At 58.3% G+C, this 11,871-nt stretch carries 11 protein-coding genes; 6 read left to right on the forward strand and 5 right to left on the reverse strand.

Features of this window, described 5'->3' with window-relative positions:
• Position 1: 1 nt before the first annotated feature.
• The 3 genes from ACLM45_RS11375 to ACLM45_RS11385 form a co-directional block, all read right to left on the reverse strand.
• Positions 2 to 1,405 carry a TrkH family potassium uptake protein gene (locus tag ACLM45_RS11375; RefSeq protein WP_415411425.1) on the reverse strand — a complete coding sequence of 468 codons (1,404 nt, stop codon included), beginning with the start codon at positions 1,403 to 1,405 and terminating at the stop codon, positions 2 to 4.
• A gap of 132 nt (positions 1,406 to 1,537) precedes the next feature.
• Positions 1,538 to 3,244, reverse strand: a complete 1,707-nt coding sequence (gene hflX / locus ACLM45_RS11380) for a GTPase HflX (protein WP_415409360.1) — start codon at positions 3,242 to 3,244, stop codon at positions 1,538 to 1,540.
• A complete protein-coding gene (locus ACLM45_RS11385; RefSeq protein WP_415409362.1) occupies positions 3,241 to 4,416 on the reverse strand; it encodes an NAD(P)/FAD-dependent oxidoreductase in 1,176 nt (391 codons plus the stop codon). The genes hflX and ACLM45_RS11385 overlap by 4 nt, the downstream gene beginning before the upstream one ends.
• 89 nt (positions 4,417 to 4,505) lie before the next feature.
• Between ACLM45_RS11385 and ACLM45_RS11390 the strand changes: the two genes are divergently transcribed.
• Together ACLM45_RS11390 and ACLM45_RS11395 are read left to right on the forward strand one after the other, a co-directional pair.
• Positions 4,506 to 5,258: a phosphoadenylyl-sulfate reductase gene (locus ACLM45_RS11390; RefSeq protein ID WP_415409363.1), complete on the forward strand. Its 753-nt coding sequence runs from the start codon at positions 4,506 to 4,508 to the stop codon at positions 5,256 to 5,258.
• A 2-nt stretch (positions 5,259 to 5,260) separates the two neighbouring features.
• Positions 5,261 to 5,944, forward strand: coding sequence for a type III pantothenate kinase (locus ACLM45_RS11395; protein WP_415409365.1), 684 nt, complete (start codon positions 5,261 to 5,263; stop codon positions 5,942 to 5,944).
• On the opposite strand, the gene bcp is transcribed toward ACLM45_RS11395, so the two are convergent.
• Complete coding sequence (gene bcp, locus ACLM45_RS11400; protein WP_415409367.1) at positions 5,941 to 6,408, reverse strand: thioredoxin-dependent thiol peroxidase; 468 nt, start codon at positions 6,406 to 6,408, stop codon at positions 5,941 to 5,943. The two genes, ACLM45_RS11395 and bcp, sit on opposite strands and share 4 nt — an antisense overlap.
• Here bcp and ACLM45_RS11405 point away from each other — a divergent pair.
• The 3 genes from ACLM45_RS11405 to ACLM45_RS11415 all read left to right on the forward strand — a co-directional run bounded on the left by ACLM45_RS11405 (position 6,407) and on the right by ACLM45_RS11415 (position 8,387).
• The gene (locus ACLM45_RS11405) at positions 6,407 to 7,072 is read left to right on the forward strand and encodes a 4'-phosphopantetheinyl transferase family protein (protein ID WP_415409369.1); all 666 of its coding nucleotides are present in this window, start codon (positions 6,407 to 6,409) and stop codon (positions 7,070 to 7,072) included. The two genes, bcp and ACLM45_RS11405, sit on opposite strands and share 2 nt — an antisense overlap.
• A gap of 14 nt (positions 7,073 to 7,086) precedes the next feature.
• Entirely contained in the window at positions 7,087 to 7,593 is a 507-nt protein-coding gene (locus tag ACLM45_RS11410; protein WP_415409371.1) for a thymidylate synthase, read from the forward strand.
• A 164-nt stretch (positions 7,594 to 7,757) separates the two neighbouring features.
• A complete protein-coding gene (locus ACLM45_RS11415) occupies positions 7,758 to 8,387 on the forward strand; it encodes an alpha/beta hydrolase (protein ID WP_415409372.1) in 630 nt (209 codons plus the stop codon).
• A gap of 69 nt (positions 8,388 to 8,456) precedes the next feature.
• Here the strand turns inward: ACLM45_RS11415 and ACLM45_RS11420 are convergent, their stop codons facing one another.
• On the reverse strand, positions 8,457 to 10,736 hold the full coding sequence (locus ACLM45_RS11420) for an AAA family ATPase (protein ID WP_415409374.1): 2,280 nt from the start codon (positions 10,734 to 10,736) through the stop codon (positions 8,457 to 8,459).
• A 24-nt stretch (positions 10,737 to 10,760) separates the two neighbouring features.
• On the opposite strand from ACLM45_RS11420, the gene ACLM45_RS11425 reads away from it, so the two are divergent.
• Positions 10,761 to 11,867 carry an efflux RND transporter periplasmic adaptor subunit gene (locus ACLM45_RS11425; RefSeq protein WP_415409375.1) on the forward strand — a complete coding sequence of 369 codons (1,107 nt, stop codon included), beginning with the start codon at positions 10,761 to 10,763 and terminating at the stop codon, positions 11,865 to 11,867.
• Positions 11,868 to 11,871: the final 4 nt, after the last annotated feature.

Consider the following 11,871-nt stretch of genomic DNA (forward strand, 5'->3'; position numbering starts at 1 on the left):
TTCAGACATATAGATCCTCGCGGGGATAGCCGACACGATTCTGGCTGTGGATCTGGTCGCGCTCGAAGCTCTCCCAGATCGCGCTGAGCAACAGCAGAATGCCCAGCCGCCCCACGAACATTCCGACCACCAAGATCAGCTGTCCGAGATGTCCAAGCTGTTCTGTCACGCCCAGATCGAGGCCCACAGTCGCGAAGGCCGAGATGCACGTGAACATCAGTTCCAGAAACGACAACGGGTCCTCGCCTGTGGGGTCGCTGATCAAAGCGAGTAGCAAGGCCATCACCAGCACGAACAGCAGGGAGGCCACCGTGATGCTCACGGCTCTAAGCACCACCTTGTCAGGAATCTGACGATGACGAATCACCACATCATCGTGTCCTCGCAGAGTGGAGCGGGTGGTGGCCATCAGCGCAGCCAATGTGGTGGTTTTGATTCCTCCACCGGTGCCACCGGGACTGGCACCAATGAACATCAGCGTCATCAGCAGCAACAGGCCTGAATCAGAAATGCTTTGGATAGAAAGAGGCACGGTAGTGAAGCCTGCTGTGCGTGAGCTCACGGATCCAAACAGGGCACTCATGACTCTCTCCTGCCATCCCATTGAGGTGAGGGCGTGGCCTTTTGACAGGGATTCGGTCAGCAGCAGTCCGAGCATGCCAATCAGAATCAGGAGTGCTGATGTGCGGAGCACGAGCCGGGTGTGCAGGCTCAGATTTCGACGCTTGAGTCGCTGCCTGTTGCTCCAAAGATCGTTGGTCACTCTCCAGCCAAGACCACCCAGCACGATCAGAAGCATGATCACAGCGTTCACGACGCGGTTGGTTCGATATCCCTCGAGACTGTCGTTCCAGAGTCCGAAGCCGGCATTGTTGTAAGCCGAAATGCTGTGAAAGAGAGAGGCCCAGATCCTGGTTCCTCCCGCGGGCAGGTCTGAAAATCCGAAGGCGTACAGCACCAAAGCACCAACCAGAATCAGAACAGCCGCTGTGAGAGCGATGCTGCGGAAGGTGCTGCCAACGCCGCCGACGCCGAATTGATCCAGGGTCTGACCTCGATCCAGTCGCCTGCGAAGGGACGCACCACGCACCACGAACCCCTGCAGAAAGGTTGTGATCGCCATCAATCCCAGCCCGCCCACCAGGATCATGAAGGCCAAAAGGCCCTGGCCGAAAGGCGTCAGATCACGTCCGACATCGATCACTGTCAGCCCGGTCACCGTGACGGCGGAGGTCGCTGTAAACAGCGCTTCCCAGAGCCCCACATCCGTGGAGGAGCACAGCGGGGTTGCGAGAAGAAGGGTCCCGGTGGCGATCACCAGTAGACCTGTCACCACTGTGAACTGAGGCACGGTGAGGCGTCGGTACCACGCCTGAGTGCGATGAATCGCCCGGGGGAGAGGCATCCGTTTCATGGGTTCCCTATGGGCATGAAACGTGAGCGATTCGTGTTGAAGAAAATGGCGCGCGGCCAGGGTTGGGATGCTTGATCTTGAAGAACGTTGGATCCAACTGCAAGGTGAAATGCGGAATTGATCTCATGCATCGGCGTCTGCGCTGTTCTGATAGGCCAGGTCAGGGTTGACTGGTGACGGTGAGGCTCCCCAGAACGTCTGCTCGAGCCATGCTCGCAGACCTTTCAAGCCCGTTCCTTGGGTGGCTGACACATACACGACCTCAGATTCAAGGTTTCTGATCAGCTCGAGAGTCGATGCATCGCAGCGGTCAATCTGATTAGCCAGAACCTGCCTCGGTTGATGGCAATTGAGACCGTTCAGGATGGAATGCACTGCAGTGAGCTGGCCTCGCCAGTCCGGATCTCCAAGATCCACCACCAGAAGAAGCCGGTCAGCTTCCCGGGTTTCTTCCAGCGTGGCCATGAACGCCTCGATGAGCGGCTCGGGTAGTTCCCGGATGAAGCCGACTGTGTCGGTGATCAGTAGCTCCCTGGGTGCAGAGCCTGATCTGGGAAGGCACAACCGTCTTGTGGTCGGGTCAAGAGTGGCAAAGAGACTATTTCTTGCTTCCACAGAGCGCCCCTGGCCACGGTCGCAGAGCGCATTCAAAAGGGATGATTTCCCCGCATTGGTGTAGCCCACCAGCGCGACCTTTGGAAGCATGCTGCGTTGTTGCCGCAGCCGGGCGCGATGAGCCCCAAGCTGCCGCAATTCCCGACCCAGGTGTTCGATACGCCGGCTGATGGCGCGACGGTCTTTTTCCAGTTGTGTTTCGCCTGGCCCGCGAGTGCCGATTCCCCCACCTTGCCGAGACAGGCTCAGCCCGCGTCCTTTGAGACGTGGAAGTCTGTAGCGCAGCTGGGCAAGCTCCACCTGCAAGCGTCCAGCTGCGCTGGACGCCCGTTGAGCGAAGATGTCAAGAATTAGTTCACTTCTGTCCATCACCGGACAGTCGAGAAGACGTTCGAGGTTTCTGGCCTGTACCGGCGTCAGTTCCCTGTCGGTAATCACAAGGGAAGCCCCGTGTCGGCGCACATCCAGCGCAGCCTCCTGAAGCTTGCCAGTGCCCCAAAGAGTTTGTGGATTGATCTGCCCCAGGCGTTGACGGCAGACCGCTACGGGGCATGCCCCCGCGCTGCGTGTCAGTCCTTCGAGTTCAGCCAGGTCGCGCTCATTGATTGCAGGATCCGCTCCGGTGAGCGTTAAGAGCAGGACGCGTTCCTGTCTTGATCCCGGGTTGTCGAGGACCTCTGCGACAGCGGCCTGATCAGACCTGCGCTCGGTTTGTCCGGCTTCACAGAGGTCTTGGAGTCTGCCTGTCGCGTCGCAGCACCAGCCAAGGGTTGCAGCGGAATCGGCTCGCCAGATGGCAGCAGGCCTTGTGCCCGATGCGGAAACGGTCGCCTGCAGCCGTAACCAATGGCTGGTGTGAACATCCAGAGCAATGACGGCTTCGCGTCCCTCAGGTTTCAACCCCTCTCCCTGGGTCCCAGCCAATGCACTGATCAACCTCCAGCGCTGGCGACGTCTCGATCCCTTTGGCCAATGTCCTTCGATACGCTCCGATTCCCCAAAAGGACCGACCCACAGCAGTCGGCACACCCCCCGTGCATCAACCAGCAGGTGCAGAGACTGCTTGAGTTCAAGTGACAGTTCGGCCAGGCGTTCGAGGGTGAACAAATCGGCGCCATCCTCAGGTGGGTGGCGGCGGTGACTGAGGCTCTCCAGCTGATGCAGCTGCGATGGCCTTAGCCCGCGGGTTCGTCCTGACAGATGGGTCTGCTTCAAGAACCGACCAACCAGGCCCCTGCAGAGCGCAGTCCAAGGGATAGTCCTGGCAGGCGAGTGAGATAGGCCAATCGCCGAATCTTGAAGGCGAGAGGGCCAGCCAAGGTCATGCCCATCCCCGTGATCGTGGCATCACTGATCCCAAGACTGAGCATTTCACCGAGATCCTGAAAAATGAAAGGTGAAGGTGTGCCGCCTTTGAGATGAGCTTCGAGAGTGCGTGCTGCTGCCTGGCCCTGCTGAATGGCGGCTTGGGCCGACAGGGGCCATGGAGTTTGGCCTTCATCTTTGCGGGCATGGGTGGCGATGTCCCCGAGGGCAAGGACGTCAGGCTGTCCCTGCAGCCGCAGGGTCTGATCAACAGGCAGTCGCTTCTGATGCAATTCTGCTGAAGGGTGCAGGTCAGGGATGTTCGGCTTGCTGCCGGCAGTCCAGATCAGACCGTCGTGAGCCTGTTCGACATCGCCTTCGATGCCGTTCCAGCGGACGGAGTCCGGTTTGACGCTGAGAACGCGTGTCTTCAGATGGACGTTGATGCCTCGCCGTTTCAGGGCACGCTCTGCCTGCTCTCTGTTGAAAGCCCGCGAGCGGGCAAGGATCTGATCGCCTTGATCCACGAGATGAACTTGTGCTGCTCCTTCAAGCAGGTCCACCAGCTTGCAAGCCAGTTCCACGCCTGTGGCCCCGGCTCCGACGATCACAACAGAGCTCGTGCCGGATGGACGCAGACGAAGCTGCCTCAGGCGTTCCTGCAGTGGGGCAAGGTCGCGGAGGGAGTGGAATCCCAGAGCGTGATCGCGAACCCCAGGGATCCCGAAGTCGTCAGGGACTGCTCCTGTGGCTAGGACGAGCTGGCTGTAGACCAGATGGTCTCCCCCTGCTGTGGTGATGCTGTGATCCTCAACATTGACTGAGGTGACGATGTCTCTGATATGGCTGATGCCATGTCCCTGAATCAATGGTGCGTAGTCGGGAGCCACTTCCCATGCCTGCAGCTCTCCGCTGAGGAGTTCGTAGAGCAGGGGAACAAAAACAAATTGGGCCTTTGGTTCAATCAGGACCAAGGGCGGGCGGGGATGCACTCTGCTGAGTGTCAGCAAGGTTGATAATCCTGCGAAGCCACCTCCCACCACGATGATCGGCCGTTCCTGCGGGTTGGATACTGGCTGCAAGGGATCATTCGCTCCTTCCGTGAACCATAGGCAGGGTTCTCGTTCCCTCGGCGTATGAGAATGACTTGATGAGGCACGGCATCACCCCTATGACGAGCGCTGCCCCGGACTTGGACTCCAGTGGTGAATCCGCGCTCTTGACGCATCAGAGAGTCCACCTGGAGGCACTCGAGCCTGTTCAACGCTTGCAGTGGGCGAAGCAGCACTTCGGTGCGGGTTTCGCAATGACAACGAGCTTCGGCATTCAGTCTTCCGTGCTTCTCCACATGCTGAGCTCTCTGCCGGACGCTGAGGCAGTTCCAGTGATCTGGGTGGATACCGGTTACTTACCGCCGGATACTTATCAATATGCAGACAAATTGTGTGAGCTTTTCCACCTCCAACCGGTTGTGGTCCAGTCACCGATGTCTCCGGCAAGGATGGAAGCCCTGCACGGGCGTCTCTGGGAAACCGGAAAAGACAGCGACCTTGACCTCTATCTGCGTCTACGCAAGCTTGAGCCGCTTGAAAGTGCACTCGATCAGATGGCTGTGACCTGCTGGGCCAGTGGGGTGCGCAGCGGGCAGACCGACCACCGACGCACGATGACGGTGATCGATGAAATACGCGGTCGCTACTCCCTCAGGCCGCTCCTGCATTGGACCAACCGAGACATGTACTACTACATGCAAGAGCATGAGCTTCCCCAGCACCCTCTGTTTGAACGTGGATACTCCACCGTCGGTGATTGGCATTCGAGTGCGCCTGACAGCGGCACTGTCGTCGGTCGCAGCACACGCTTCGGAGGGCAGAGACAGGAATGCGGAATTCACCTGCCGGGGGTGATGGGCGAAGGCATCTGAGGGTGATCAATCTGCAGCGATTCCTGCTCATCGGCAATACGCGCTGGCACTGGGCTGAAGGTGCCGGGACATCCCAATGGACGTATTGGCATACGACTCCAAAGGATGGACCCTCCTGGAAAGCGATGGTCCCCGATCGATGGGCAGCCGTGGGGCCTGTTCCCGAAGCGCTCTCTCTCAGCGAAGACAGCCGGGTGCATCTTGATCAGGTGCCTCTCAAAGATGTGCCTCCCTGGCTTGGGATTGATCGGGCTTTAGCTGGATGGGGTGCCTGGAGTCGATCAAGCGGTGGCGAAGATTTGTCGGTGGTGGATGCAGGAACCGTGCTCAGCCTGACGCGGGTTACGGCTTCCGGATGCTTTGCCGGGGGATTGCTTTGTGCCGGATTGCGCCTTCAGCTCCAATCCATGAGTGAGGGGACTGTCGCCTTGCCAGTTGTGGGACCTGATGTGCCAAGCATGGAGCCAGGCCCGAAACTTCCTGCTGACACCGCGAGTGCGATGACCCAAGGTGTTCTTCAAAGCCTGTTGGGTTTGATCAATGGTGCCCAGCGCCATTGCGATGGAACGATCTGGCTTTGCGGAGGAGACGCTCCGCTTCTTTTCCCCGAGCTGGTAGCTCGGGGTATGGATGTTCAGCACACCCCGGATCTTGTGATGGAGACACTCGTCGACCTAGTTAGCTAGCTGAGGCCAAGGTCATTCAGGATCTGGTCCGCCATGATTTCTGCCTTCACTTTGCGGTAGATCAGCTCGAGATTCCCCTGAGCATCCACAACAAAGGTGTGTCGCATCATGCCCATGTATTCGCGTCCCATGAACTTCTTGAGCCCATAGCTTTCATAAGCGCTGGCCACAGAGCAGGGTTCGACGTCGGTGAGCAGAGTGAAGGGCAACTCCTGTTTGTTGATGAAGCGGGTATGCGATGCGGCATTGTCTTTGCTGATTCCCAGGACATGAATGCCATGGGCCTCGAATTGATCCCATCGATCTCGGAAATTGCAGGCTTCCTTGGTGCACCCTGGCGTGGCGTCCTTCGGATAGAAATAGATCACGACCCGCTGGCCTTTGAGTGATGACAAAGTCACTGGCTCTTCCTTTTCATTCGGAAGCGTGAAGTCCGGGGCTGGGTCACCGATCTGCAAAGTCATGGATCAGGAATGGACTGGCGGAAGCGTAACGGCCCTCTGGTTTCAGCGGATGTCTGTTCTGCTGCCGTGTGATGCCAGCTCTTTGTCGACGAAGGAGCAGCATTGGTCGACGCGCTTGCCAAAAGCCCGCTCCGAGGTGTTCATCCGTTCGCGGGTCTGGATGCGAGCCTGCCTCGCTAACTGCTTCAATGTGTCCCCTCAGGCGGTGCCATTGCAGGCGCCACCTGGAGAACCCCCCACCCTGCCGAGGGGCTGGGGGTTCCTGAGCTTGAGCCATTGCCCTGATGCTCTGCTGCTGGGCTGTTCAAAGCATCCGATTGGTTTGGATCTCGAGCGCCACGACCGCATGATCCCTGCGGCCTCGATTCTGCAACGGGCCTATTCCCAGGAGGAGCGGGAACGGCTGCAACATTTGCAAGGGGAAGACCTGCGACGGGCTGTGTTGAAGCACTGGTTGATCAAAGAAGCATCGATCAAGTGGCAGCAGGGGGCGATTGCCCGTGATCTGCGCTTCTGGGAGGTTCGTCCTGGGATGCGCAGCGTGGTTCATCAACGCAGCCATCAAAGGCTTTCCGCTGCATTGCATGCCCATGACTCCTGGGAGTTCGCCGTTGTGGCAACAGATCAACAACTGTTGCAATCGATCAGGCTCTTCCTAACCTGATCCAAAGCGTTGTTGTGCCGTATCCAGTGCCTGTCGCCGCCTGGTCCAGCCTTCCTACTTTGGCTTCAGCATTCATTCTGGCTGGCCTGGGAATCGCGGCGACGCTGAATTCTCCATCGGGCAAGGTCTTGGCAACCGTCTGGGATGGCGCAGATCCCGACTACAGCCTCTTGGATGAGAGAGATGCCACGTTGCATCAACGAAGAGATGTTGAAGAGTTGCTCTCGGCGTTCACCAAAGGACAACTCACGCGTCATTACTGGGGGCATTTCGCCCCCACGCTTGCCGACCTGGGTCTTACAGCTGATGCCTCTCTTGGTGTTCACGTTGAGAATTCAAAGGGAGTGAGCCGGCTCTGGCTGACCCCTCGGCGGGGGGCAGAGGCTTATTTGGCTCAAGTCAGCTTCAACGGCGAAAAGCTTGAAAGATTTCATTGCCGAGGAACTGCAGGCAGTGAAGTTGAACCGCAAGCTGATCAATGTCCTGTTGGGTGGACAACTTTTTCTCAATTAAATCCTTAAGAGTTTCTATCAGGGATTCACGAGCCTCGCGAGATCCGTGAGACACAAGACGTGTGATCCTTTTTGGGCGATTTTTCGCTACTTCCCGTGCTGATCCAAGGATTGTTGTTGGCATTCGTATTTCCTACGGCTAAATTCAAAATGACGTCTTTTTCTCGCCGTCCGTGTTCTCCCGTTTTGCTGCAGGCGCTCTCGCCGCCGCTTCCATCTCCACTCTGGCTGTCGCCGCTGAAGCTGGCACCAAGCACCCCGTGCGCTGGGTGTCCGGTGGTGCTGTCTGGACCACCAAGTCCAAGGCTTTCAAAAAGTTCTTCATGGACGGTGAAATCACCGATCGTGCTCTTCAAGCCGGTATCAACAACTCCGGTTGGACTGCCGACGAAATCCAAGAAGGCATGACCAAGACCTATGAAGTGGATCTGGTGGGTGTGTCCCGCTTCCTCTACTCCAAGGATGGTGTCGCATTCCTGGATGATCAGACCCGTTCCTACTTCCCTTACTGGCAGAAGAAGAAGACCGCTGTTGTGGCTCTTCGTTCCGCCATCATCCTCGACGCTGCTGACGGCAAGATCTCCTCTGCCGGCATCATGAAGCAGCTGCCCGTTGCCTTCCGTCTGAACGACAACGGCTCTTCCGATGGTTCTCAGAACGTCTGCAAGGACGGCCTCGATGGCGCTCAGTCCACCTCCCTGCTGTCTTGGTACGTGTTCCTGCCCGCTTGCGTGCAGGCCAACCAGATTCTCCCTGCAGCTCCCGCTCCTCGCTCTGCCGCTCCCGTTCGCGGTCTGTGGTGATCCTTTGAAATCTACGGATTTCAATTCGCTTCTCCAATCCTCGGCTCTGCCGGGGATTTTTTATGCCGATCAGCAACGGCGACCATCAAACCGCCAGTGCTGCAGCCTCATGGGCAGTTGTTGACCAACACGTTTCATCAGTTCTTTTTTCAAGGTGACGAGAGCGGAGGGATCGCCATTGGCGTGGTTTTCGAAGCTCACGCGGTAGGGCCGTCCGTCACCCAGCCAGCGATTCATCAAGGATTGATCCACGCGCAGGCTGGAGGATTCCTGCGAGTTGGTGCTTTCAATGGTCCAGCCGTTGTTCTCAAGTTGTTGTCTGAGTGCGTCACGCTCCGATCTCTGGCTGAGCCAGCGGGCTTCCAGTTCCTTCAGGTCATTCAGCTCATGGATGGCTTGAGGCGTTAGAGCCTCCTGGCTGTGCTCGAGGAGAGCCGACGCAGGGCCAAGTTCTGATTCACTCAGGAGAAGGCGTAGCCGGGCTCCTGTAGATGTTCGATTGGTGATAGCGGGCCAGTGCCGCATCAGTGTTGGCGACTTGAGATCGTCCTGAGTGAGGCGTCCACCGATCACCTCAAAGTTGTGGTTTTGGCTGAGAGCGTCAAGGGCCTGCAGGTTGCTCAGCAGGGAAGGGCGGTTCAAAGGATCCAGCAGCTCCAGCTGCGCTGCCAGACGCTGCTGATCGGAGGCTGAAGCACACAGAATCAACACGCCTCCCTCCGAAACTGCCGCCAAGGGATCCAGGCTCCAGAGCAGGGATCGACCGCTGAGCATCAGGACTCGATCGGTACGGCTCCATTCGAGATCCGACCACAGGTGCTTGCGGAGGGTCTGGAGTCGCTCGCCGTCCACTGCGAGTTGCCGTTGAAGCCAGCGCTCGAGCTGGGGTTGATCGGGCCCGCTGCTCACCAGAAGTGGGTGGGCATCCTCGGCTTCCGCTGCAGCAGCGAGCTGGGCTGCTCTGCGCTCCAGGTTCAGCTCCCGCCTCTGACCTTCCCAGCCCTGATGACTTGGAGCCCAGAACGCTTCTCCTTGAAGGGCATCCGGGAGGTACTGCTGAGCCACCCAATGCTCCCGGAAGGCATGGGGATAGCGGTATCCCTGGCCATCGCCGAAAGCGTCCCCATCGCGGTTGGCATCCCTCAGGTGCGTAGGAACGTCCTGACGTTGGGCGGTGCGAACAGTTCGAAGAGCTTCGAAGAAGCCACCGGTGCTGTTGCTCTTGTCGGTGCAGGCCAGGTAGAGGGCAGCCTGAGCCAGGGGGTAGAGGCCTTCCGGCAGGCCAACGCGTTCAAAGGCGGCGGCACAGGCTTCCACTACCACCATGGCCTGCGGATCCGCCAGACCCACATCCTCGCCAGCAGAGATCAGCATCCGCCTAAAGATGAAGCGTGGATTCTCACCAGCCTCGATCATTCGAGCGAGCCAGAAGAGGGTGGCATCAGCATCGGAGCCCCGGATCGACTTGATGAAGGCACTGATCGTGTCGAAGTGTGCATCCCCCTGCTTGTCGTAGAGAACAGCCCTCTGCTGAATGGATTCCTCGGCAATTCCCAGATCAATTCGGATCACCCCGTTGTCATCCGCTGGGGTGCTCTCCACCGCCAGCTCAAGGGCATTCAGAAGACTGCGCGCATCGCCTGATGCCACGTCCACCAGGTGGGCCGCGGCCTCCGGTTCGAGTTTGATATTGCGACCGCCGTAGCCACGCTCGGGATCTTTCAAGGCGCTGTGCAGGAGTTTGTTGAGGTCTTCCGGCCTGAGCGTCTGAAGCCGGAACAGACGGGAGCGGCTGACCAGTGCCTTGTTGACTTCGAAGTAAGGGTTTTCCGTGGTGGCCCCGATCAATGTGAGGGTGCCGTTCTCCACCCAAGGAAGGAGGGCATCTTGCTGTGCGCTGTTGAATCGATGCACTTCATCGATGAACAGGATGGTGCGCAGTCCATGGCGTTCCAGCCGCTGTCCGGCTTCGCTCACTTCGGCACGGAGGTCTTTCACACCCGCGAGAACGGCATTGAGCGAACTGAAATGCGCTCTGGTGTGATTGGCAATGATTCGGGCCAGGGTCGTTTTGCCGACGCCGGGTGGGCCATGAAGGATCAGATTGCCAACACGATCCGCGGCGATGGCACGGCGTAGTAATCGGCCCTCCGCGAGAATTGCTCCCTGTCCGACAAATTCATCGAGATTGCGCGGTCGCAAGCGATCAGCGAGAGGTGCTTGACGCCGCAGCAAAGCCTCCCGTTGATGACTGAATAGATCGGACTCCTGCGATCCGCTCAAGACCGTTTGATGTGCATGAGCCGATTCTTGCCCAAACAGCCCAGCGAGTTCCTGATTCGCGGTCATAATGCGCCCGACCGGAGCTGAACCGTGCGAGCGCTTTCTTCCTGCCTGGCCTTGGCACTAACCACCGTTGCACTCAGTGCCTGTGGCGGGAAGGGTGAGGCACAAAAACCCCTTCCCGAAGTTCAGCAGGCTGCGGTGACGGAGGCATCCTTCACTGACGACATCGATACGGTGAGCACGCTGGAGGCCAACGATCTGGTGCACCTCGCAGCGCAGGCCTCTGGGAGGGTCCTCCAACTCAATATTTCTCAAGGGGATGAGGTTCAGCCTGGTCAGTTGCTGATCACCTTGGATCAGGCTCAGGAGCAGGCCCGACTTGCCTCTTCCAGAGCTCAAGAGCAGAAGGATTTGCTTGAGCTCAAGCGTTATGAATTTCTTGTGCCTCAGGGTGCAGCTGAAGCGTCTGAGCGTGACCAGCGTCGCGCGATCTACATCGCCTCGCGTGCGCAAGTGCGTGCCCAGGAGGCCACCTTGGCTTACAGCAACCTGAGGTCTCCGATTGGAGGCACGGTTGCGGATGTCACCGTGAAGGTCGGTGATGTGGTGCGTTCGGGTGACCCGTTCACCAAGTTGATTCGCAACAACACCCTTGAAGCGCGTGTGGAGATCCCATCCACCTCAGCAACCCGTGTGAAGGTGGGCTTGCCGGTGCTTCTCAGCCTTCCCGGCAGCGACGAGGTGCTGGCGAAAAGCACCGTGAGTTCGGTGGACCCCAATATCTCCTCAGAGACTCAGGCTCTGCTTGCTCTGGCTGTGTTTCCTAACCCTGATGGGAAGCTGCGCAACGGGCAACGCCTGCGAACGCGTTTGCAGCTTGAGGAACGCAAGGAGCCTTCGGTGCCTTTTTCTGCTGTGACCCAGTCATCGGGTCAGAGCTTTGTGTTTCGGCTTGGCAGCTTCAAGCAACTTGAGGCTCAGCCTGGAAAAGCCGATATAGCCCGTATCAAAAAGGGAATCGAAGCCGGCAAGATTCCTTCCACAACACTGTTTGCTCTGCAGACTCCGGTCAATCTTGGGTCTCTTCAGAACAACCGTTATCCCGTTACGAAGGGATTGAAACTCGGTGAGAAGGTGATCACAAGCAACTTACTTAGCTTGCGTCATGGTGTGCCTGTGAAGGTCAAGAGCTGAGGAT

Origin of the sequence: Synechococcus sp. A10-1-5-9, assembly GCF_047716785.1 — a bacterium.
Classification (GTDB): domain Bacteria; phylum Cyanobacteriota; class Cyanobacteriia; order PCC-6307; family Cyanobiaceae; genus Synechococcus_C.

What these genes read in the sequence shown, in the direction of transcription:
- ACLM45_RS11375 (WP_415411425.1), bottom strand. Translation starts at nt 1,405, where the DNA reads ATGCCTCTCCCCCGGGCGATTCATCGCACTCAGGCGTGGTACCGACGC.
- bcp (WP_415409367.1), bottom strand. Translation starts at nt 6,408, where the DNA reads ATGACTTTGCAGATCGGTGACCCAGCCCCGGACTTCACGCTTCCGAAT.
- ACLM45_RS11420 (WP_415409374.1), bottom strand. Translation starts at nt 10,736, where the DNA reads ATGACCGCGAATCAGGAACTCGCTGGGCTGTTTGGGCAAGAATCGGCT.
- ACLM45_RS11390 (WP_415409363.1), top strand. Translation starts at nt 4,506, where the DNA reads ATGACGAGCGCTGCCCCGGACTTGGACTCCAGTGGTGAATCCGCGCTC.
- ACLM45_RS11405 (WP_415409369.1), top strand. Translation starts at nt 6,407, where the DNA reads ATGGATCAGGAATGGACTGGCGGAAGCGTAACGGCCCTCTGGTTTCAG.